The organism is Acinetobacter sp. P37, assembly GCF_057480965.1.
On the sequence record NZ_JBLIYY010000005.1, the window covers coordinates 80,362 to 102,841 of the forward strand.

A 22,480-nucleotide genomic window follows, 5' to 3' on the forward strand; every position below is an offset into this window, starting at 1 on the left:
AACATCATGTTTTAAGGTTGTATCTAGGCTTAAAAAGAGGTTACTGTAACTCATCTGTTAATATAAGCCATACAGGATGTTTTTAGACATGAAATCACGTGCAGCCGTTGCTTTTGGACCGGGTCAGCCTTTAGAAATTGTTGAAATCGATGTGGCACCACCTAAAGCAGGTGAGGTTTTAGTCAAAATTAGCCATACAGGTGTGTGTCATACAGATGCATTTACATTGTCGGGTGATGATCCTGAAGGCGTATTTCCAGCAATTTTAGGGCATGAAGGTGCAGGTGTTGTGGTTGAAGTCGGTGAAGGTGTGACTTCAGTGCAACCAGGTGATCATGTTATTCCACTTTATACCGCAGAATGTGGTGAATGTTTATTCTGTAAATCGGGTAAAACGAATCTTTGTGTATCTGTACGAGCAACACAAGGGAAAGGTTTAATGCCTGATGGCACAACACGTTTTTCTTATAATGGTCAGCCGATTTATCACTATATGGGCTGTTCAACATTCTCTGAATATACTGTGGTTGCAGAAGTGTCTTTGGCAAAAATTAACCCTGAAGCGAACCATGAGCATGTGTGTTTGTTGGGTTGCGGCGTAACAACAGGTTTAGGTGCAGTTAAAAATACCGCTAAAGTTCAGGAAGGTGATTCAGTTGCAGTCTTTGGTTTAGGTGGAATTGGTTTGGCTGTGGTACAAGGTGCTAAAAAAGCCAAAGCAGGTCGTATCATTGCCGTAGATACCAATCCTGACAAATTCAAACTGGCTGAAGAATTTGGCGCGACGGATTTTGTTAATCCAAAAGATTATGATCGTCCAGTTCAAGAAGTGATTGTAGAAATGACGGGTTGGGGCGTCGACCATTCATTTGAATGTATTGGCAATACCAATGTGATGCGCTCTGCTTTGGAATGTGCTCACCGTGGTTGGGGGCAATCTGTGATTATTGGTGTGGCAGGTGCAGGTCAAGAAATTTCAACGCGTCCATTCCAATTGGTTACAGGTCGTACTTGGAAAGGCACTGCTTTCGGTGGTGTTAAAGGTCGTTCACAATTACCGGGTATGGTAGAAGAAGCCATGTCAGGCGAGATCAAACTTGAACCATTCGTGACCCATACCATGGGGCTGGATAAAATCAATGAAGCCTTTGATTTAATGCATGAAGGTAAATCAATTCGCTCTGTTGTACATTTTGAAGATTAAACATTTATTTAAATATTTTTGATTAAACGACTAATCATTTAAATATTAATGCGTTAATTTTCACTGTTTTAAAAACTAGGCTTTGGCCTAGTTTTTTTATTTGTGTCGTTATAACAAATCAAAACTTCAAATTAGGATTTGCAAAAAGTGACAGATTGTTAGACATAAAATGATAAAAAATGCCAAATGATAGATTTTGTCCCGAATTCACATGGTGGGAAATTAGCACTAAACTTAAGGTAAGCATAATTTAAAAACAAATGTATATTAATGCATTATCCGAGGCAAAAAATGACAACTACAAGTTATAAGCCTGAGTGGATTCGGGAAGATTTTATTGATTTTATTGCAGAAAAAATTGATGCAATTTGGGCCTACAAACGTGTTAAAGCGCAATTGGTCAAATCACGTTGTGTGGGGATCGGATTTTATGAACTGAGTTTTTTAGCGAATCACAACTTTAAAGCAGAAAATTATCGACCAGGCCAATGTATTCTAGTGACAGTGGTCAAAGATGGTGTACGTCATCAACGTAGCTATAGCATCGTCGAAATCAATACATCAGGTCATGTGGTCATCGCAGTCAAACAACAAGGCAAAGTGTCCAACTACCTGACGCAATTAAAAACAGGTGATGTTGTTGAATTATCGCAACCGCAAGGTGAGTTTGGCCTAAAGCTAAATTCGGATCGACCAATTTTACTGCTTGCTTCAGGTAGTGGTATTACCTCAATCATGGCTTTGTTTAAACAAGCGATTCAGCTTGGGCGTACGGTTGACCTGATTTACTTCAATCGAGATGATGCGTATTTGGATGAATTGATTCAACTAGCGAAGCAATTAAACCATGCACACTTACATGCGATTAATACGCTGAAAACTAAATTACATATCTCACCAGAGGTGCTAAACCACATGGTCCCCGATTTTAAGCAGCGAGATTGCTATGCCTGTGGTGCAGCGCCAATGATGCAAAGCATTGAACAACTGTATCGTGAGTTTAAGCTTTCAGAATATTTAAATACTGAATATTTTCAGATGATTGCTGATGATTCAGTGCCTGCTCAACCTGTCACTTTTAGTTTAGCCCAACAAGATTTTTTAGCAGAAGGTAACTTACTTGAAAGTGCTGAAAAAGCCGGTTTAAAACCTGCGCATGGTTGTCGGATGGGTATTTGTAATACTTGTTCGTGTACGAAATTGCAGGGTTCAGTGAAAAACTTACTTACTGGCGAAATCGATCATGCGAATAACACACAAATCAAATTATGTGTCTCTCAGGCAATTTCACCTGTACGTATTCAACTCTAATCCTAGCCGCATAAAAAAAAATCAGGGGCATCACCATGAATCAATCGATATATATTCGTCCGAATAGTAAGTCACGTTATTTATCACCCGAGCAAACTGCTGAATTTGGCGAAAAAGTCGAGCAAATACGACGTGAAATCATGCAGAGTGTAGGTGAAAAAGATGCAGCGTATATTTATAAAATTCGTAATTTTGTCCGTTATAGCGAGATCGCATCTCGTGGCATGTTGATGTTTGTAGGTTGGATTCCACCAGTTTGGTTAATGAGTACGGGTTTATTGGGTATTTCTAAAATTGTAGAGAACATGGAACTCGGTCATAATGTGATGCATGGTCAGTTTGATTGGTTAAATGACCCGAGTTTAAATGGTGCTAATTATGATTGGGATACCATTGCCACAGGTCAAGACTGGAAATATACCCATAACTATGTGCATCATACCTATACCAATATTGTCGGTATGGACCATGATATCGGCTATGGCTTAATCCGTGTAAGTGAATCGCAAAAGTGGGAGCCACGTTTCCTTTTTAATATTCCACTGGCTGCCCAACTCATGGTTTTCTTTGAGTGGTATGTCGGCATTCAACGTTTACATTTAGAAGATGTTATTGCGTATAAAACCAAAACTTGGAAAAATGTATGGCATGAAGCGGCCGATGTACGTCAGAAAATTAAGCGCCAAGTGATTAAAGATTATGTGTTTTTCCCGCTTATTGCAGGTCCCAATGCGATTCCTGTATTTGCAGGAAATGCGGTAGCCAACGTGATTCGTAGCTTATGGGCTTCCGCTGTCATCTTTAATGGCCATTTTACAGAAGATGCGGAAAACTTTGAGATGGATAATACCGAAAATGAAACTCGAGCAGAGTGGTATCTCCGTCAAATTCGTGGCTCAAGTAATTTTAGTGGAACACAATGGTTGCATATACTCAGTGGTAATTTGAGTCACCAAATTGAACACCATTTATTCCCAGATATGCCTGCAAACCGCTATGCAGAAGCCGCACCTAAAATTAAAGCACTCTGTGAGGAATATGGTATTCACTACAACGAAGCCAGTTTTATCAAACAGTTTGCCAGCGTTTGGGTTCGACTCGCGAAATGTTCAGTGCCAAATGACTGGCGTGCCGAGCTTAAGGAACGTTCAGCTTCACTTCAGCAGCGCCTTAAACAAAAAATCATGAAGAAAATCGGGTGTTAAAATACAGTATTGTTTAGCAATATTGCCCTTAATGCTTCCAATGGATGATTTCTAAAGCATTAAATTCGCCAAAGTAGCGTTCATCTACTTTGGCTTTTTTAGATATATCTAGCGAGCGAGAGTTATTCAACTAATTGCACGCTATTCTGAATGCCACAAGATTCTACAAAATATGCATCATGTGAAACGAGGATTACCGCACCTGTATAATGCTGAATGGCTTGAGCCAATAACATTCTAGACTCTATATCTAAGTGATTTTCAGGTTCATCTAACAATAAAAGCTCAATATTCGGTGTTAAATAATTTAAGCCCAACAAGGTCACTTTTAAACGCTCACCACCACTTAAACAGTGAAATGGCAGTTCCGCTTTTTGACCACGGATTCTAAGTTGACCGAGTTGATTACGCCATTCCGTTGATGAAACCTCAGGATTAAACTTTGCCAAATTATCCAAAACACTCAGTTCTGGTGATAAATCACTCAAGTTTTGGTCTAAATACAGGGTATGCACAGACAAAAATAATTCATGGCTAGACTGTGATGTGACCTGACTCAAATACTTTAGAAATGTAGATTTACCAATACCATTTTTTCCTTTTAAATGAATTTTTTCACCTGCCTGTAAGGCCAAGTCGAAAGGCTGGTGCTGAGATGTTTTGCGATGAAAATGTTTAACTCTTAAGATTTCTCCTGTTTTTTCAGCGTGATGTTGAAAAACGAATTGCTGCTCTTTAACATGCTCAAGTTGTTGCTGTGACTGAATCAGTTGAGATCTCTTTTCTTCCAATTGCTTCTGCTGTTGCGTTTGAACTGTCGCGAGGCTTTGACCAGCTTGTTCCTTTTTGAAATCAAGTAATATTTTAGCTTGTGAGCTTGACTTGCGTAGTGCATGACCTTGTTGTTCTCGTTTTTGCGCTTTCATCTGTGTTTCGTGTTGCTGTAATTTGAGTTGTTTTAACTCACGCTGATGCTGTAAAGCATTACGCTGTAAGGCTTTATTTTGCAGATCATTTTGTTGAACGTAGTCTTCATAGTTTCCAGTAACATGACTGAGTCCAAACTCATTTAAAGCATAGATATGCTCTACATGTTGCAGCAATCCTCGATCATGACTGACGACGAATGCACCCGCAGGATGGTTTTTTAAACGATCGATGAGCCATATACGTGAAGATGCATCTAAATGGTTACTAGGTTCATCCAAAAGTAAATAATGGTCAGTTTTTAAAAATAATGCACACAAAGCCAATTTGGTTTTTTGACCTTCACTCAGCTGAGCGAGTGGAAAATTTAAATCTATTGGTAATGAAGCTTGCTTAAGTTGTTGCTGCCATAGTGCAGGACGGTGCCACTGGTTTTCAGTCAGCTCAAAGTCTTCAAAACTTGCGCTGCCTATTTCGATACGTTGAAATGCGTCATATAAGTCTTCAACACCGAGTCCAGAAGCAATCGTGTCAGCTTCTAGTCGAGAAAATTGTGATAAATAGGCATGTGGTACATTCCATGAAATTTCACCTTCATAGGGGAGATCTTTCAGATTTTGCTCATGTAAGATTTTAAGGATGCAGGACTTTCCTAAACCATTGCGACCAATACATGCCGAAAGCTGTTGTTGATTGAGGTTAAATTTCAGGTTTTTAAAAAGTGTTTTTGATGGATATTCCAAGCTAAATTTGGAAATTGTACAAGCCGTTTGAGTCATAGATACACCTTGCGATAGCAAAGATGCGCAATACAAATAACTAATTTTATTCTATAAAAAAGACAATATTTGAGAAAATGCAGTCGAAGTCATTAGCCATGTGTTTGCACATCAAAAAAATGGATTTGATGATGAAAAAAACAGGGCTTACTTCATTGGCAAATACTCGAATTAAAAATAAATGGAAAAAAGCTTAAGACAGCCTAATGTTGTGCAGTCTAATAAATGTTCATTTATTAATCAATACATCAAATTTTAAAAATAGGTCGCAATTATTTACAGCAGCGTTATTTAATACAACAAAATAGCAAAAAACTATTGTCAAACCGATGAATACAGCGTATTTTAATTTTCAGACAGATACTTTTTGATGAAATCAATATGTTAAAGCAACCTTTAATCTCAAACGCATATTATTACTTCTGGCAGTTTAGATAATTGCCTGAACGCGTTCGGGCATGAAAAAGGTTGCCCACCAAGTTTATACCTGATCGGCAACCCTGATCAGGTTTTTTTATGTCTTGATTTTTATAATATTTTTGGAGAAATCTCATGTTTACAGTAAATAATTCATATTTTAGCAACGGTTATTGGTTTTACTTTAGTCAGTCTATGTCTAAAGCCTTGAAGTCCCAAAGTCCCATAACGCTCAGATAAAAGATCGGACTGTTTATACGTACAGTCCAAAGGAATAGAACCAATGAATGCGCTAAATACAGCTTTACAACAAACTCAAAATTCAGAAATTCAGAAATCTACTCGGCCAAAAGAAACGCTTTTGAGCTTGCCACATCAACTGAAACAACAATTACCTTTATCAGTTCATGCTGCAGAACAAATTGCTGCACATCGTGCAACTATTCAAAATATTTTGACGGGTCAAGACCCGCGTCTAATGATTATTACAGGTCCATGTTCAATCCATGATCCGATTGCTGCTTTGGAATATGCTGAAAAATTAAAACAATTACAGGCACAGGTTTCAGATCAAATTTTTCTTGTGATGCGCGCATACATTGAAAAACCACGTACTACATTGGGCTGGAAAGGCTATATGTATGACCCAAGTTTAGATGGTTCATCTAATATGCAGTTGGGCTTAGAAAAATCACGTGAGCTGTACTTACAAATTATTGAAATGGGTTTGCCGATTGCCTCTGAAATTTTAAGCCCAATGGCGGCTGGTTATTTTGATGACCTATTGGCGTGGGGTGCAATCGGTGCGCGTACCAGCGAATCACAAATTCATCGTGAAATCTCAAGTCATATGCCATACAGCATCGGTTTCAAAAACGGAACAGATGGTTCAATCCAAATTGCACTAGATGCCATTCAATCTGCTTCGCATCCACACCAGTTTTTAGGTATGAGCCAAACTGGCTTACCGTGTATTTTAGAATCCGTTGGCAACCCGCAAGCACATTTGATTTTACGTGGTTCCAATACAGGTCCAAATTATAGTTTGGCTGAAATAGACAAAATTCGCAGAAAAGTAAAAGGCGATTTACCAGCTTTAGTAATCGATTGTAGTCATGGCAATAGCCATAAAGACCCAATGAAGCAACCTGAAGTATTACGCACAATTGTTGCGGAGCGTGAGCATACCCAAGTGCGTGGTGTGATGTTAGAAAGTCATTTAGTGGATGGTAATCAAAAAATTAGTTGTGAAATGACTTATGGTCAATCTGTAACAGATGGATGCTTAGGTTGGGACAAAACCATTGATTTGATTCAACAGGTTGCGAATGAACTTCGTGTATCACAAATCAAACGTAGTGCTTAACAATCCAGAGCATACTCAGTCTGAATTGATGTAGCCCAAAGCCTTAGAATATTGATTGTTCTAAGGCTTTTATTTTGAAAAATCCTTTGTTGCTTACTTCAATATAAAAATTGAAATATGGCCTATATTTTAAAATATATACTGATAATTCAGTATTTTATGTTTGAGTGAATCAAATTTTTTATGCACAATAATGTCTAAGCCCAATACAGCGCCTGAAATAATGACAATCTGTGCTTGGGTGTTTGAAATTTTATATTGGGGAAGTTGATGTACACTGCTGAATTGCTGGAAGAAGCACGCCGTTTTATGTTCCACATGTTAACCAAAGTGGTTGAATATGGTGGTTCTGATTTATTTATTACGGCAGATTTTCCACCAAGTATTAAACATCAAGGCATGATGAAACCCTTTGGGCAGCAAGAGCTTGATGCTGAGAAAACAAAGCTTTTCGCCTATAGTCTGATGAATGAGAAGCAGCGCAAAGAGTTTGAAACAGAATTAGAATGTAACTTTGCGATTAGTGTGCCAAACGTTTCACGTTTTCGTGTCAATGTATTTCAGCAACAGTTACATGTAGGTATGGTCATTCGTACTATTAGCGCAGAAATTCCAAATTTTGAAAAGCTTAAATTACCGGCTTCGCTTAAGCACGTGATTATGGAAAAACGTGGTTTGGTTTTAGTGGTTGGTGGTACAGGTTCGGGTAAATCAACCTCTTTAGCGGCGCTGATTGATTATCGAAATGAAAATAGTGCAGGCCATATCATCACTGTTGAAGACCCAGTGGAATATGTTCATAAACATAAAAAATCTATGATTACGCATCGTGAAGTTGGTGTAGATAGTCATTCGTGGCATAACGCCTTAAAAAATACACTACGACAAGCGCCAGATGTGATTTTAATTGGTGAAATTCGTGACACCGAGACTATGGAACATGCGATTGCCTTTGCTGAAACAGGGCATTTATGTTTAGGTACGCTACACTCAAATAACGCCAATCAAACCCTAGATCGAATCATTAACTTCTTCCCAGAAGAGCGAAGAAATCAATTGCTTATGGATTTATCGAGCAATATGAAAGCGATTGTTTCGCAGCGATTAATCCGGACTGAAGATGGCAAAGGACGACGTGCAGCCGTTGAAATCATGTTAAATACACCGCTTATTTCAGATTTGATTTTGAAAGATGAGTTTCATGAATTAAAAGCGATCATGGCAAAATCTCGTGAACTTGGGATGCAAACTTTCGACCAAGCTTTATTTGATTTATATAATGACGGCGCAATTTCTTATGAAGAGGCCTTAAGAAATGCCGATTCAACCAATGAATTACGTTTGCAAATTAAACTGAAAAGTTCACGTGCAAATGGTGCTTCAGCGGCTGCGCAATCCTTTAGTATGTTTGAAGAAAAGAAAGAAGAACCTGAAAGTACCGAAGCTTCGGAAGAAATATAAGCTGCATATTCATGCAAATGGTATATAAGCCAATTCAGCTATCATATTGAAATAAAAAAATCAGCCTGATGGCTGATTTTTTAGATATTAGAAATATTTACAGACCAGCTTCGTATTGTTCGCTGGTCAATAAAGCATCTAAATCAGCCATATTGTCTGGTTTAATTTTATAAATCCAACCTTTGCTATAAGGTGCATCATTTACAAAATCAGGATCATCTTCAAGGTCTGGATTGACTTCAACAACCACACCAGAAACCGGTGCATGAATATCAGAAGCGGTTTTTACCGACTCGACCACACCCGCTTGTTCGCCAGCAGTGATATGTTGACCAACATCTGGTGCTTCAACATAAACTAAATCACCCAATGCGTCTTGTGCATGATCAGAAATGCCTGTTACAACAAGGTCACCTTCAATTCGCACCCATTCATGTGTACTTGCGTACTTTAAATCTGAAGGATGATTCATTGATAACTCCTTAAATCCATTAAATTCATTTTTGGCATGAGTTATACATGCTTTTTACTTAAAACAAAAGACTTATAAGTACGGATCTTTACGCCAATTGCTTGGGCTACGACCACTCCAACGCTTAAAAGCACGGCTAAAATTGGCGACATCGCTATAGCCCAATTCATCAGCAATTTGCTCTAAGGTAAAATCAGTTCGTGACAGGAGCGAAGTAGCATGACGGTAGCGAACTTCGTCGACCAATGTTGAAAATGAAGTCCCTTCGGCAGCAAGTTGGCGTTTAAGGGTTCGATCGGACATGTGTAGCCGTTCAGCAACACTTTCAATACTTAAATAGTGCTGCTCAGAGTTAGTTAAAATGTCACGAACGCGCATGGCAATACGGTGGCGTTCGCCCAAAGCAGAAAGTTCAGCTTCACATTGATTAATGGCGATTTGACTAGCAATCGGGTCTGCATGGACCAATTTATTGGTTAAATATTGCTTATCAAAACTAAGTAAGAGATGTGGCTGATCAAATCTAAATTGGTGTCGTGGATATTTGGCAATAAACCGCTCAAAACCTTCAGGTTGAGGGAAATCAAAATCAATTTCTCCCGCAGAATAATCCACACCAGTAATTGCTTTGCCCATGCTGATCATGCCAAAAATTAAGGCAATTGAAATCTCAGTACGCAAAGGCTCAATCGTAACGTCGGTTTGTAGTTGAACAGTAGCTTTGGTTCCAAAAGTTGAGAAAAAAAGCTGTAAAAAGGGCATGCGTAACTGAATAAAACGGTTTGCCAAGACTAAGGCATCAGTTATGTCCTTCGCCGTCATGATGGCATAGCCAATAAAACCATGAATTGAGATGCGCATTTGGTTGCCCAAATGAAAACCTAGAGTTGGCTCACCAGTTAATCGTAGTGCGTGCTCTACCAATTGATTGGCGATGGGTGTTGGAATACGGAAATCTGGTTCAGCCAATTGTTTGCTGTTTAATCCGAAGGGACTAAATAATGTCTCTGCAGTGTAGCCCCATCGAGAGACCACATCTAATAGGAGCAATCCATATACTCCGGGAATACCCTGATCCTGACGGGAATTAATTGTTTTCATAGCGTTCCGTTGCAATGCGGGTTTTTCTTCTGTTCAAGCTTATATTGGCATGATTCTGTGTTGTATCCCACAAAAATTGTTGGACAAACTGACTAGGCTCAATTATTTATAGCGGCCTACCTTAGCGTTGTAAAGTAGGCCGTTAAGGATTAATTCGATTTAAAATCTTTGGAAAAGACCACAATTTTGGTCGTAGACATATAAAGAACGTCATTGTGCTGATTGAGCGCTTGAGTAACATAGGTCACAATGCCGCGGTCTGTCTTACTTTTCGACGGAGTAATTGCAGATATTTCAACTTCTACACGAATTTTATCCCCCGGACGTGTTGGGCGCGGCCAACGCAGACTTGATTCAGAGCCAATTAAGCCATAAGCCACAGGGAAACATTCAGTCCATAAGCGCATTGTTACAGCAGCAGTATGCCAACCACTTGCCGCTAGCCCTTGAAAGATCGGGTGCTGTTGGGCTTTGACTTCATCTGTATGAAATTCCTGAGGATCATAAGCGTTGGCAAATTTTTTTATTTCTTCAACAGTCATTTCATATTCACGACTGCTAAAGTGATCACCAACTTTAAGGTCTTCCAGATACAGCATTTTCATCTTCCTTTGATTCTACTTTATGTTGTTCTATTAAAAAGCCACCGGTTTGACGCTGCCACAAGTGTGCATAAATACCATTCAAAGCGACAAGCTCTTCATGGGTGCCTTGCTCAGCAATACGTCCTTGATCCAAGACAATCAATCGATCCATTTGCGCAATTGTTGACAGTCGATGCGCAATGGCAATCACAGTTTTGCCTTGCATCAAATCATCTAAACTCGATTGAATCGCAGCTTCGACTTCTGAATCGAGCGCACTTGTGGCTTCATCTAAAATTAAAATTGGTGCGTCTTTTAAAAATACTCGAGCAATTGCAATACGTTGACGCTGACCGCCAGATAATTTAACACCACGTTCACCAACAAATGCGTCATAGCCCCGTTGACCACGTAAATCGATCAATTGAGGAATGAATTCATCAGCTTTCGCTTTGCGTACTGCATCATACATTTCTTCATCAGTCGCATTCGGACGACCATATTTAATATTTTCTTCAACCGTGCGATGCAATAACGAGGTGTCTTGGGTCACCAAAGCAATATTTTTTCTCAAGCTATCTTGGGTAATATCTTCTATATTTTGGCCATCAATCGAAATACGACCATGGTTGATATCGTAAAAGTGGAGTAAAAGTTGAATTAATGTCGATTTTCCGGCACCTGAACGCCCGACTATACCGATTTTTTCACCTGGTCGAATGGTTAAATTAAATTGATCGATGACATTTTTATCATTATAAGCAAAACTGACATCTTCAAATTTAATTTCGCCTTGCTGTACTTTTAAGTCGGTTGCATCAGGTTTATCTTGAATATGAATCGGGCGGCCCATAGTCTTCATACCATCTTGAATGGTCCCGACATTTTCAAAAAGGGCAGACGTTTGCCACATCATAAACTCGGAAATACTACTGAGTTTTAAAATCATGGCGGTCGCTGCTGCAATGACCCCAAGCTCAGCTTGACCATCCATCCAAAGCCAAACAGTTGTTCCAAGTACACCACCATATAAAACTATGATCAGCAAATTCGTCGTGATATTGTATTTTGCTGCAAGACGCATTTGCTTATACACCGTCACCATAAATTCTTTCATTGAGGCTTTAGCGTATTGGCTTTCACGGCCCGCATGGGCAAATAATTTCACTGTTTGAATATTGGTGTAGGCATCGGTGACACGACCAGTCATTACTGCGCGTGCATTGGCTTGTTCATTTGAAATTTTGCTTAATTTTGGGATGAAATAGCATGCAGAACCAATAAATAAAGCCAGCCAAAGTAATAATGGAACAATCAACAGTGGCGATATAGCACCTAAAATCACGGTGATCGAAATCAGGTAAATGAAGACATAGGCCAACATGTCACCAAGAATAATCCAAAACTCACGTACAGCCAGTGAAGTTTGCATGACTTTGGCAGATAAACGACCTGCAAAGTCGTTGTGGAAGAAATCTAAACTTTGTTTCAGTAATAAGTTATGAAATCTCCAACGTAGGCGCATTGGAAAGGTGCTATATAGAATCTGATGTTTAATAATGGTTTGAAGGCAAGAAAAGAAGATATTAGCTAATAAAATAAAGCTTAAAATGGTCAGATTCGTCTGGTGCTGCTGTAAAAAGGTTTCAGGTTGAGACTTACTGATCCAATTGACTAATTCGCCAATTTTGGAATAAAGCAGTGCTTCAAAACTCGCTACACCTGCTGTACAGAGTACCAATAACAATAGGTATTTTTTTACACCCGTCGCAGCTTGCCATACAAAGGGGAAAAATTTTGTCGGCAATGGTTTATTCAAGTCCTGTTCAGGATAAGCGTCAACTAAATTTTCAAACCATTTAAGCATGCAGATAACCTGAGAATTTTGCTGTAATTAATCTTTCTTTCTTCAGCTCTAAGTGTAATGGATTCGCTGGTTTTTCTCCATTTTGATTTGTTTATTTACTTAAAAGCTTGGCTGCAAAAGTTCATAGAATTAAAATGTACAACCCGATTACGACCTTGGCGTTTTGCTTCGTATAGAGCAATATCGGCCTGTTTAATTAACTGATCAAGTTTGGCGTGGTCAGGGTCAATTTTGGAAACACCAATGGAGATCGAAAATTTCAGCAATTGACCATCTATATAAAACTGGTATTGTTCCATTTTATGTCTTAACCGTTCAGCAATTTTTAATGCATCTTCTGGGACGGTATAAGGCAAAAGTACAATAAATTCTTCACCCCCGAAACGCGCCAATATATCGTAAAAACGCATTTCTTTCCGTGCAATTTCAGCAATTTGGCATAACACTTGATCGCCGACATCATGTCCGTATTGATCGTTAATCGCTTTAAAATGATCGACATCAAAAATCAAAAGACTGGTACAGACCGTCATCGGGGTTTCTTGGATTTTTTTATTTGCAGCATGTACAAATTGGCGACGATTGCTTAACTGGGTTAATTCATCCGTATGGGCAATTTTGCGCAGGGTATGAAAGTTCCAGTCATCTAGCAGCGCTCTTAGAAACGTTTTACGAGAGTTGAGCGTAGAGTTCCAGCAGATATACATACTGAACAGCAGCACAGGAACGTACACCAATAAAAATATTGTAAAATCACCAAAATCATTAATGCGCCATGCGCCAAAAAGGATCGCTGCCGTGATCATGGCTGAGGTGATGATCGAAGGGCGAAAATGCACATGAATACTTAAATTACCCAATACAATCAAAATAACGGCAGCATATTGATAGCTATGAACCAGTTCATTTTGCGATTGAAGTAATATCTCAAACCAAAGAATCGCTGAAAGGCAAGTGGCGAGTGGCAAAATCAAATCCAGCAATTTAATCTGTTTGATATATTTAAACAGAACATAGTTCAGGCTAAATGCACCAATAATGGCAATGATACGAATCACACCTGAAAGCATTTCTACGTCTGGCAGCACATAGCGATCTGCCCAAAAATAGATTAAAAATGCCAATTGAGCGAAATAGTTGACCTGTTTTAAATAGTCTTTCTGGTTATAGTACAAAAACTTGTAATAAGCATTTTTAAACTGTGCCGGAATACGTGCAATCGGGTCGGATAAAGCACGCTCAATACGGACACGATTCTTTAGGTCACATGCTTCTGCCTGTATAAGCGTATGTTTGGCAGAAGTGCGATTCATCGATTCTATGAGTAATTGTGATTCGTTTTTAACTGATTTCCGAGAAGGTTGATTGGGGCCTTCCATGATCAAGTTCCTATTTTAGAAGCGTTTTTATGCAACTGTTAACAAATAGTATCTAAAAATATCTACATTTGTATAGTATTTGTTCTGATTATTTAATTATATTTAGTTGTTTCGGATGAATTATATTTTTAAGGAATTGAGCGATTAGCGCATTTATCTGATTCGCTTTTATTCCTTGTATCGCATGATCTAAAGTAATTGCGGAAGTAGAGGGGGGTAACCGATAGCCCCATGTATATTCAAAAGCCATTGTGACTTTTTAAATTTGCAGAATTTCTTCTTTGAATATACATGGGAGAGGAAAGTTTAGCTTAGCTTTTATCGGCATTTGGTTGAACGAGGTCTTTAAAATCGGCACTAGAAGGGGCTTGATAGATTTTAAGACCAAACTCAGGTGTGATTGCAATCAGATGGTCAAAGATATCAGATTGAATCGCTTCATAATCTTTCCATGCAATTGTTTTACTAAAAGCATAAATCTCTAAAGGTATGCCTTCACTCGTGGGTTGTAACTGACGCACCAAAATCGTTTGGTGTTGGGCAATGCCTGAATGCTGTTGTAAGTAGAATTCTATATAGGCACGAAAGGTCCCAAGATTGGTTAAACGGCGCTGATTATATTTCGATTGATTTGAAAGTTGCTGATTAAACTGAGCAAGCTCTTCATGCTTATGATCAAGATATTGATCTAGTAATAAAAATTCTTTGAGTTTGTTTTGCTCATCCTGTGTCATGAAATGAATAGAGCTTTGATCAATATAAAGTGAGCGTTTGATACGACGAACACCTGACTGAGCCATACCACGCCAGTTTTTAAAGGTGTCAGTCACCAGTTTATTGGTTGGAATCGTGGTAAAGGTCTTATCAAAGTTCTGCACGGTAATGGTATGTAATGACATATCAATGACATCGCCATCTGCATTAAGCGACGGCATCTCAATCCAGTCACCAATTCGCACCATATCATAAGAAGAAATTTGTACCGAAGCCACCAGTGACAAAATGGTGTTCTGAAAAACCAACATGAGCACGGCCGCCATAGCACCAAAGCCTGCGAGTAATGTAAATACATCTTTTTTCAGGAAAGTACCTAAAATCATCAGGCCACACACCAAAAAAATGATCAATTTGACCAACTGCAAATAGCCTTTAATCGGTTTGTTTCTAGATTTTGGATTACGTTGGTAAATCAGATTAAAAATATTCAGTAATTCAGAAATTGCCAAAGCAATGGTCAAGAAGATAAAAGCCTGACAAGCCATCTGCACGATTGAAGTAAATTTCACAGATAAATGTGGGACTGTGGTTATGCCATTTAAGATCACAATTGCTGGAACAATGTTAGCAAAGCGTTTAATCACACTATGTTCTGACAAAATTTGACTATGGCTAAAGGCCATTTTAGAAACGAGCTTACGAATTCCACGCACCACGATTTGCTTGGCGATAAAATTTGCAATGATGGCAAAAATAATAATGAGACTGAGCGATGTCAGCATTTCTAACCAAGGGTATTGATCTGACCAATCTTGAATATTTTTAATGAACTGAAATTTTTCCAAAATTATCCTACTCTTATTGAAGTAAATGAAAGGCTTAATGATCAAACTATTGTAATTATGATGATTATATAAGCAATTTTATACTCGTAAACTTTACGGAGTTACGACATGTATAGTCCATAATGTTACTTATTTTGTGCTAAAAATGATTTTTTGAAGGTATAACCTAATTGATGAACTAAAATAAATAAATGTTGAGCTAAAAAAAGCCCCCTAATTTAGGAGCTTCATTAGCGATATGAAATGCTTACCACATTAAATCATCAGGAATTACATAAGCTGCATATGGATCTTCTTCATCCGTGGTTTGCTCATTCACTTCAGAATTATTCACAATAATAAAGCCTTCCATTTTCGCATTAATACGGTCGGCTAATTCTTTTGGTAAAAAAGCATAGTTGCTATTTTCACGTGCAATAACAAGACTACCCGCAACAAGGGCATTATAAATTTGCTGATTGATATAAAGCTTTTTGATCTTGGCATCATCGATAAATTGATAGGTCGATTCGCCATCGGTATCACGAATTTTATGCTGATTAATCATTTGCATGATGGCAGCTTTTAATTCTTTTTCTTGCAAAACTGCTTTACGATCTTGCTCTAAAGCATGATCTTTGGCCATTTTCTGCTGCTGATCTTGCTCAATTTTCGCCTTGATTTCAGCATCTTTACTTTCACCAGTACGTTTTTCATGTATGGCTTGTTTAGACAATTTTTTTGCCTTTTTATTATCGACCAGACCTGCTTTAAGCAGTTGCGCCTGTAATGCATTTTTAACCATAATACGTTCCAACTAATCGTGTATATGTCGATAATGAAAATAGATGATCCAATATACTGCGCTCATGACTAAACTGAGTGCGGCAGGAATCAGGAATGCGTTTAATTTTAAATAAGGATAAAGCCAACTGGCAAGTATGCCACCAACGATAAATCCCGCCAAAATTAATAAATGTAAGACCACACGTTTAGACTCAACCGGAAGTCCACGGGCTTTATAACCCAAAGCCAAACCTAAGTCCGTCAAAACACCAGAAAGGTGTGTGGTACGAATAATGGTACCTTTATAGTGGCTAACCATTGCATTTTGTACACCCATAGCCACACATGCCCAAAGCAAAGCGTAACGTGGAAAATAGGGCAATAGTAGCCAACACAGGACAATAAAAAAAGCCACCAAGCTTAATGGGACGCCATAACGTCTGGTTAAGCTAAAGTGACTATTTCCAAGAATAAGCCCACTATAAAATGAGCCAATCACATAACAGAGTAAGACTAAAATCAAATAAATAATCGTATTTGGCTGCCATGCAATGAAGGCCATGGCTAACATACTGACATTACCGGTCATGTGAGATACTGACTGGTGCAAGATGGTCACCAGTCCAAGTACATTAATCATTCCTGCATTCACTGCGAGGAAAAAAGCACCCAGTTGTATCCAAAGCGGTAAAGTCTGTAAAGGCATGGCCTCGCCTTAAAAAGTATCCAATATCAGGATATTATCTTAAACCACGGTCTACTGCAGCTGTAAATAATACGTCAGTCGAAGAGTTTAAAGCGGTTTCAGTTGAATCTTGGAGTACGCTAATAACCATACCAATGGCTACAACTTGCATCGCGATATCACTCGAAATACCAAACAGGCCACAAGCCACTGGAATAAGCAGCAATGAACCACCAGCAACACCTGAAGCACCACATGCAGAAACGGTAGCAACGACTGATAAAATCAACATTGTGCTGAAATCAACAGAAATGCCCAAAGTATGAACTGCTGCTAGTGTGAGGACTGTAATTGTGACCGATGCACCTGCCATATTGACAGTTGCACCTAAAGGAATCGCTACGCTTGCAGTTGACTCTGGTACACCAAGACGCTTTGCAAGGTCTAAGTTAACTGGAATGTTTGCAGCGGAACTACGTGTAAAGAATGCAGTGATACCACTTTCACGTAGACATTGGAAAACCAATGGGAACGGGTTTGAGCGAGTCATAAATGCCACCATTAGTGGGTTAATGACCAAAGCTACAAAGAACATGGTACCGAGTAATACCGCAAGTAAGTGCGCATAACTAACAAGCGTTTTTAGACCTGAGTCGGCAAATGTAACAGCAACCAAACCGAAGATACCAATAGGTGCAAAGTTAATCACTAAACGGATCACTTTATTCACTGCATCAGCAGCGTCAGATAAAAAGACTTTGGTGTTCTCTGATGCATGACGAAATGCAATACCTAAGGCAACAGCCCAAGCCAAAATACCAATGAAATTTGCTTCAGAAATTGCTGTAACAGGGTTTGCGACAAAACTTAATAATAAGTTTTTCAATATTTCAGCAAGACTGCCTGGCGGCACAAGGTTTTCTGCAGCAACATCAAGAATTAATGTACTAGGGAATAAAAGGCTTGCTACTACTGAACTTAAAGCAGCAAGGAACATACCAATAGCGTACATCAATATAATTGGTTTAATATATGCATTACTGCTACCCACTTTGAAATTTGCAATGGATGACAGCACAAGTACAAAGACCAGTATCGGTGCTACGGATTTCAATGCCTTAATGAATAAATCACCAAGCAAACTTAAATAGGGTGCAACGCCTGGAGCAACAACAGCAACCAATACACCTAAAATAATGGCGATAATAATTCGGGTTACTAAACTCAAGCGTGTAAATGCTGAAAACATAGGAGAGCCTTGTCAGAATTACAATGACAAAATGATGAAAATTAGCCCTGTATTTTATACGAAAATGTCGCATGCTTAAAAAATAATTTAATTTAAAAATAAACCTTTGTTTTTTATAATCTATTTTTGTGTATTAAAATGTAAACCCTTCAAAACTCACTGTTTATCAAATTCGCATTGATTAAACAGTGAGCTAATAGGCCTTTAAATTTGGTACTCAGAACTGGCTGTCGCAAGCTCTTTAACTGCTTGATAGTGGGTGAGAAAAATTTGACCACTCAAATGCGTGAGTAGTTTTGAGTGCTGCAATTTGTCCATGACAGGGCCTTTGACCTCGGAAAAATGCAGTCGAATATCTAATTTTGATAATTCAGCATTTAAATCTTCCAACATTTCTAAGGCACTGAGGTCAATTGAACTGACGCTTGAGCAGTTGATAACAACATGTTCTAGGTCAATATTTTCACTGACTTCATTAATCAGGAAACCTTTAAGCGTATTGGCATTTAAAAACGAGATATTTTCATCTATACGGAGCGAGAGAATATGTGGTGCGGTATAGACATGATGGCGCTGTACATTGCGGAAGTGCTGTGTGCCCTCGACTAAACCGATCACCGCAATATGTGGACGACTAATGCGCCATAACAACAGAATAAAGGTAGAAATAATGCCAATAATGAGACCTGTAGAAATGTCGATACACACCACACCGAAAAAGGTCACCCACATCGCTATACCATCAGCTTTTGAATAACGCCATGTATCCACAAAAGGTTTAAAGTCGACTAATTTCCAAATGGAAACAATAATCGTGGCCGCCAAAATGACTAAAGGTAAGTCTTGGAAAAAACCAGTGAAGTAGAGACTGACAACGATAATCAGCAATGACGACAACACGCCAGCCATCGGTGTTTTTGCACCTGCATCTGCATTAACCACTGTACGAGATAAGCTACCCGTCACAGGAAAGGCAGAGCTAACACCTGCGCTTAGATTGGCTAAACCTAAAGCGATCAACTCTTGGTTACTATTGAGTTGGCTGCGTTGTTGTAAGGCAGTGGCTTGGGCGATAGACAGTGACTCAACAAAACTGATCATGGCAATCATTGTTGCACCGGGCAGTAAGGTTTGTACCAGTTCCCAGTTCCAATGTGGAAAGCTTAAGGGTGGAAATCCTGAAGGAATTTCACCGACGGTTTTAATGCCGACATTTTGCAGGTCAAATAACATCACCGATGCAATTGAGATCACCACTAGTATCAATGGAAGTGCTTTACTTAGAAAGGCAGTAGAGCCGAATCGAGATTGGATCGATTGAGTAGCCAACATTTTTGGTACATAGATTAAAAACAGTATGGCCAGCACACCAAAGATGAGTGAAGCAAAGTGAGTCAAACTTAGATATTCCCACAGACTCAAAACAAACTCAGGGATGTTGTTGGCTTTTAGCGGGACATCGACGAGAAACTTAAATTGACCTAGTGCAATGAGCAGAGCCGAAGCAATAATAAAGCTTTTAATGACAGGATGACTGATCAACTGAATTAAAAAACCAAAACGTAGCACACCTAGCATCAGAGAAATCAGTCCGACCATTAAGGCCAAAAGTGTAGCGGCTTCAATATAAACAGGCGAACCGACTTCAAATAGTGGATTGAGCGTGGCGAAGGTCATCATCGAAATGATTGCCACAGGGCCTATCGATAAGGTTGAGCTTCCACCAATGAGGGCGTAGACAATCATCGGTAAAATACTGGCATATAAACCCATGATTGGAGGTAAACCTGCCAGCATGGAATAGGCCATACCTTGAGGAACCAACATGGCAATCACGATCAGCGAAGCAAGTACATCAGATTTAAATTTCACGGGGCTGTAGTGCTGTAACCACTGCCAAGCTGGAAATTTCTGTAAGATATGAGGTTTTAAATCTGACATAAACTTATCTAAATCACAATTTCATATATATTATGCATAAAAAATGCTAAGAAGTCTTGTGCAATAAATTTTGAGCGTACAACATTGCAGTACATTTGTGGGATATATAAGAAACCATCATTCTAAATGAATTAATAAAAAGTATGAGCTGATTTAAAGCTTTGGATATTCGATATAAATATAGATATTGAAATTTTGAAGAAGTCTGGAGGGTAAATTTAGATATTGAATTGCTGTCCATTGCGATAATTCATCTATAGTGGTGCAAGAACAGCATGTCTGGCTTGAAATTTTAAAATAACTGAGTGTTATTTATAAGATTGGTTGCAATACAATTGGTAAAGAGTATTGAGAACTTGAACTAAATTTGTATCTTTAATTGAATAATAAATTTGCTTACCATCACGACGCGTGGTCACAACATCACTTTTACGTAACATCATTAATTGTTGTGAGAGGGTTGGCTGTTTAATATCAGTGATTTCTTCAATCTGAGACACATTCAATTCTTGCTGTGCTAGATGACATAAAATTAGTAGACGATCCGTATTTGCCAGCGACTTTAAAACGCCCACGACTAATTCGGCAGAATCACGCATAGTAGTGATTTCCAGATCGGTATTCATTGGATATGTCCATACGATTAACAACAGCTCAAGTATACGGATATCACGGCTTAATACATTGAATAAATAAGACAATTTCTATGGTTTTTTATGAAATCAAATATCATTAATTTTTATAAGTTTAAATTTAGTTAATCAGTTAAATTTATTGCTTGATTTTAGTGCAAGCTTTCACAAAATGCACATAAATATAAGACATTAGCTTAAAAAATCATGCACACTTTGAAAATAATTGTATCATCTAAAGATCGTATTCAATAAATACACAAGGGATAAATAGTCATGACAACAGATTCAGCTTTTCCAGCAACGAGTAATTTAGGTATCGCAGTATATAGTAATAACGCTGAAGCGATTGGTAATACACCTTTAGTTCGTATTAATCGTGCGATTCAGTCAGAAGCAACGGTCTTGGCTAAAGTTGAAAGCCGTAACCCAGCATTTTCAGTGAAATGTCGTGTGGGTGCTGCTCTCATTGCAGATGCAGAAGAAAAAGGTTTATTAAAACCGGGTATGCATATTGTAGAACCTACAAGTGGCAATACAGGCATTGCTTTGGCATTTGTTGCAGCAGCGAAAGGTTATGCAATTACATTAACCATGCCAGCAAGTATGAGTATCGAACGCCGTAAGGTGTTGAAATCTTTTGGTGCAAATCTCGTATTGACTGAACCTGCTAAAGGCATGAAAGGTGCGGTCGAAGAAGCACAGCGCCTCGTTGCCGAACATCCGGAAACGTATTATTTACCACAACAGTTTGAAAACCCTGCAAACCCTAAAATTCATGAATTGACCACAGGCCCAGAAATTTGGGAAGCAACTGGTGGTAAAGTGGATATTTTAGTTTCAGGCGTAGGTACAGGTGGTACGATTTCGGGCATTTCAAGCTATTTTGAAAAAGTGAAAAATCAGCCACTTTATTCTGTTGCGGTTGAACCGGCTGAATCTCCGATTATTGCCCAAGCGAAAAAAGGCGAAACACTGACTCCTGGGCCACACAAAATTCAGGGAATTGGCGCTAACTTTATTCCGGGTAACTTGGATCTAGACCTTGTTGATGAAGTGATAGGTATTGAAAGTGCTGAAGCGATCGAATGGGCACGTAAAACGGCTACTCATGACGGTATTTTAGTGGGTATCTCTAGCGGTGCTGCTATGGCTGCGGCGGCAAAACTTGCTGCGCGTCCTGAGAATGCAGGCAAAACTATTGTGGTCATTTTACCGGATGGTGGTGAACGTTATCTTTCGTCAGTTTTATTTGAAGATATTAGTGCTGACTAATAGGTCTGACATGAAAAAAAGCCCGTTCATTTGAATGGGCTTTTTTATTGATGATTTTGCTATTTATACTTGTCTTAAGCCGCGTCTTGATCATCGTTTTTGGCATTTTGTTGTTTTATTTTTCGTTTAGGCGGTTCATATCCTAACTTTCGAGCGATATATTTAAACAGGAAGCCTAAGAGTATGCATATCGTGACAGCAGGGATAACCACTTGAGTGAGCCAAACATCAATATGATCTAGACTCCAACTTAAAATTAAAAATAAAAAAGCACACAAATATGCGCAGTTAAAGCAAA

At 38.8% G+C, this 22,480-nt stretch carries 18 protein-coding genes; 6 read left to right on the forward strand and 12 right to left on the reverse strand.

Annotated features, from left to right (window positions below; genetic code table 11):
* The first annotated feature begins 88 nt into the window (after positions 1–88).
* From AC25JC_RS06120 to AC25JC_RS06130, 3 genes are all read left to right on the forward strand, one after another.
* The gene (locus AC25JC_RS06120; protein ID WP_078193885.1) at positions 89–1,204 is read left to right on the forward strand and encodes an S-(hydroxymethyl)glutathione dehydrogenase/class III alcohol dehydrogenase; all 1,116 of its coding nucleotides are present in this window, start codon (positions 89–91) and stop codon (positions 1,202–1,204) included.
* A 291-nt stretch (positions 1,205–1,495) separates the two neighbouring features.
* On the forward strand, positions 1,496–2,515 hold the full coding sequence (locus tag AC25JC_RS06125; protein ID WP_180115582.1) for a flavin reductase family protein: 1,020 nt from the start codon (positions 1,496–1,498) through the stop codon (positions 2,513–2,515).
* Positions 2,516–2,550: 35 nt separating this feature from the next.
* Positions 2,551–3,720 (forward strand): fatty acid desaturase family protein, encoded by a 1,170-nt coding sequence (locus AC25JC_RS06130; protein ID WP_180115583.1) that lies wholly within the window; start codon positions 2,551–2,553, stop codon positions 3,718–3,720.
* Positions 3,721–3,842: 122 nt separating this feature from the next.
* On the opposite strand, the gene AC25JC_RS06135 is transcribed toward AC25JC_RS06130, so the two are convergent.
* The gene (locus tag AC25JC_RS06135) at positions 3,843–5,426 is read right to left on the reverse strand and encodes an ATP-binding cassette domain-containing protein (RefSeq protein ID WP_486923673.1); all 1,584 of its coding nucleotides are present in this window, start codon (positions 5,424–5,426) and stop codon (positions 3,843–3,845) included.
* Between the two features lie 700 nt (positions 5,427–6,126).
* Here AC25JC_RS06135 and AC25JC_RS06140 point away from each other — a divergent pair.
* Together AC25JC_RS06140 and AC25JC_RS06145 are read left to right on the forward strand one after the other, a co-directional pair.
* Positions 6,127–7,209, forward strand: a complete 1,083-nt coding sequence (locus AC25JC_RS06140) for a 3-deoxy-7-phosphoheptulonate synthase (RefSeq protein WP_486923674.1) — start codon at positions 6,127–6,129, stop codon at positions 7,207–7,209.
* A gap of 270 nt (positions 7,210–7,479) precedes the next feature.
* On the forward strand, positions 7,480–8,670 hold the full coding sequence (locus AC25JC_RS06145) for a PilT/PilU family type 4a pilus ATPase (protein WP_180115586.1): 1,191 nt from the start codon (positions 7,480–7,482) through the stop codon (positions 8,668–8,670).
* A 97-nt stretch (positions 8,671–8,767) separates the two neighbouring features.
* On the opposite strand, the gene gcvH is transcribed toward AC25JC_RS06145, so the two are convergent.
* The 11 genes from gcvH to AC25JC_RS06200 form a co-directional block, all read right to left on the reverse strand.
* Complete coding sequence (gcvH, locus tag AC25JC_RS06150) at positions 8,768–9,142, reverse strand: glycine cleavage system protein GcvH (RefSeq protein WP_180115587.1); 375 nt, start codon at positions 9,140–9,142, stop codon at positions 8,768–8,770.
* 72 nt (positions 9,143–9,214) lie between these two features.
* Entirely contained in the window at positions 9,215–10,243 is a 1,029-nt protein-coding gene (locus AC25JC_RS06155) for an AraC family transcriptional regulator (protein WP_486923675.1), read from the reverse strand.
* A gap of 149 nt (positions 10,244–10,392) precedes the next feature.
* Positions 10,393–10,842, reverse strand: a complete 450-nt coding sequence (locus tag AC25JC_RS06160; RefSeq protein ID WP_180171965.1) for a MaoC family dehydratase — start codon at positions 10,840–10,842, stop codon at positions 10,393–10,395.
* The gene (locus AC25JC_RS06165) at positions 10,820–12,694 is read right to left on the reverse strand and encodes an ABC transporter ATP-binding protein (protein ID WP_486923676.1); all 1,875 of its coding nucleotides are present in this window, start codon (positions 12,692–12,694) and stop codon (positions 10,820–10,822) included. The genes AC25JC_RS06160 and AC25JC_RS06165 overlap by 23 nt, the downstream gene beginning before the upstream one ends.
* A gap of 95 nt (positions 12,695–12,789) precedes the next feature.
* On the reverse strand, positions 12,790–14,073 hold the full coding sequence (locus AC25JC_RS06170; protein ID WP_486923677.1) for a GGDEF domain-containing protein: 1,284 nt from the start codon (positions 14,071–14,073) through the stop codon (positions 12,790–12,792).
* A 311-nt stretch (positions 14,074–14,384) separates the two neighbouring features.
* Positions 14,385–15,635 (reverse strand): mechanosensitive ion channel family protein, encoded by a 1,251-nt coding sequence (locus AC25JC_RS06175; RefSeq protein WP_180115589.1) that lies wholly within the window; start codon positions 15,633–15,635, stop codon positions 14,385–14,387.
* Positions 15,636–15,882: 247 nt separating this feature from the next.
* A complete protein-coding gene (locus tag AC25JC_RS06180) occupies positions 15,883–16,419 on the reverse strand; it encodes a DUF2058 domain-containing protein (RefSeq protein ID WP_078193805.1) in 537 nt (178 codons plus the stop codon).
* 12 nt (positions 16,420–16,431) lie between these two features.
* A complete protein-coding gene (locus AC25JC_RS06185) occupies positions 16,432–17,106 on the reverse strand; it encodes a YoaK family protein (RefSeq protein ID WP_078193804.1) in 675 nt (224 codons plus the stop codon).
* 34 nt (positions 17,107–17,140) lie between these two features.
* Entirely contained in the window at positions 17,141–18,334 is a 1,194-nt protein-coding gene (gene sstT / locus AC25JC_RS06190) for a serine/threonine transporter SstT (RefSeq protein ID WP_078193803.1), read from the reverse strand.
* Between the two features lie 204 nt (positions 18,335–18,538).
* Positions 18,539–20,275, reverse strand: a complete 1,737-nt coding sequence (locus AC25JC_RS06195) for a SulP family inorganic anion transporter (RefSeq protein WP_180115591.1) — start codon at positions 20,273–20,275, stop codon at positions 18,539–18,541.
* 308 nt (positions 20,276–20,583) lie between these two features.
* The gene (locus AC25JC_RS06200) at positions 20,584–20,901 is read right to left on the reverse strand and encodes an ArsR/SmtB family transcription factor (RefSeq protein ID WP_180115592.1); all 318 of its coding nucleotides are present in this window, start codon (positions 20,899–20,901) and stop codon (positions 20,584–20,586) included.
* A 282-nt stretch (positions 20,902–21,183) separates the two neighbouring features.
* On the opposite strand from AC25JC_RS06200, the gene cysK reads away from it, so the two are divergent.
* Positions 21,184–22,182, forward strand: a complete 999-nt coding sequence (gene cysK, locus AC25JC_RS06205; protein WP_111884368.1) for a cysteine synthase A — start codon at positions 21,184–21,186, stop codon at positions 22,180–22,182.
* Positions 22,183–22,480: the final 298 nt, after the last annotated feature.

What these genes read in the sequence shown, in the direction of transcription:
- AC25JC_RS06120 (WP_078193885.1), top strand. Translation starts at nt 89, where the DNA reads ATGAAATCACGTGCAGCCGTTGCTTTTGGACCGGGTCAGCCTTTAGAA.
- AC25JC_RS06125 (WP_180115582.1), top strand. Translation starts at nt 1,496, where the DNA reads ATGACAACTACAAGTTATAAGCCTGAGTGGATTCGGGAAGATTTTATT.
- AC25JC_RS06130 (WP_180115583.1), top strand. Translation starts at nt 2,551, where the DNA reads ATGAATCAATCGATATATATTCGTCCGAATAGTAAGTCACGTTATTTA.
- AC25JC_RS06135 (WP_486923673.1), bottom strand. Translation starts at nt 5,426, where the DNA reads ATGACTCAAACGGCTTGTACAATTTCCAAATTTAGCTTGGAATATCCA.
- AC25JC_RS06140 (WP_486923674.1), top strand. Translation starts at nt 6,127, where the DNA reads ATGAATGCGCTAAATACAGCTTTACAACAAACTCAAAATTCAGAAATT.
- AC25JC_RS06145 (WP_180115586.1), top strand. Translation starts at nt 7,480, where the DNA reads ATGTACACTGCTGAATTGCTGGAAGAAGCACGCCGTTTTATGTTCCAC.
- gcvH (WP_180115587.1), bottom strand. Translation starts at nt 9,142, where the DNA reads ATGAATCATCCTTCAGATTTAAAGTACGCAAGTACACATGAATGGGTG.
- AC25JC_RS06155 (WP_486923675.1), bottom strand. Translation starts at nt 10,243, where the DNA reads ATGAAAACAATTAATTCCCGTCAGGATCAGGGTATTCCCGGAGTATAT.
- AC25JC_RS06160 (WP_180171965.1), bottom strand. Translation starts at nt 10,842, where the DNA reads ATGCTGTATCTGGAAGACCTTAAAGTTGGTGATCACTTTAGCAGTCGT.
- AC25JC_RS06165 (WP_486923676.1), bottom strand. Translation starts at nt 12,694, where the DNA reads ATGCTTAAATGGTTTGAAAATTTAGTTGACGCTTATCCTGAACAGGAC.
- AC25JC_RS06170 (WP_486923677.1), bottom strand. Translation starts at nt 14,073, where the DNA reads ATGGAAGGCCCCAATCAACCTTCTCGGAAATCAGTTAAAAACGAATCA.
- AC25JC_RS06180 (WP_078193805.1), bottom strand. Translation starts at nt 16,419, where the DNA reads ATGGTTAAAAATGCATTACAGGCGCAACTGCTTAAAGCAGGTCTGGTC.
- AC25JC_RS06185 (WP_078193804.1), bottom strand. Translation starts at nt 17,106, where the DNA reads ATGCCTTTACAGACTTTACCGCTTTGGATACAACTGGGTGCTTTTTTC.
- sstT (WP_078193803.1), bottom strand. Translation starts at nt 18,334, where the DNA reads ATGTTTTCAGCATTTACACGCTTGAGTTTAGTAACCCGAATTATTATC.
- AC25JC_RS06195 (WP_180115591.1), bottom strand. Translation starts at nt 20,275, where the DNA reads ATGTCAGATTTAAAACCTCATATCTTACAGAAATTTCCAGCTTGGCAG.
- AC25JC_RS06200 (WP_180115592.1), bottom strand. Translation starts at nt 20,901, where the DNA reads ATGAATACCGATCTGGAAATCACTACTATGCGTGATTCTGCCGAATTA.
- cysK (WP_111884368.1), top strand. Translation starts at nt 21,184, where the DNA reads ATGACAACAGATTCAGCTTTTCCAGCAACGAGTAATTTAGGTATCGCA.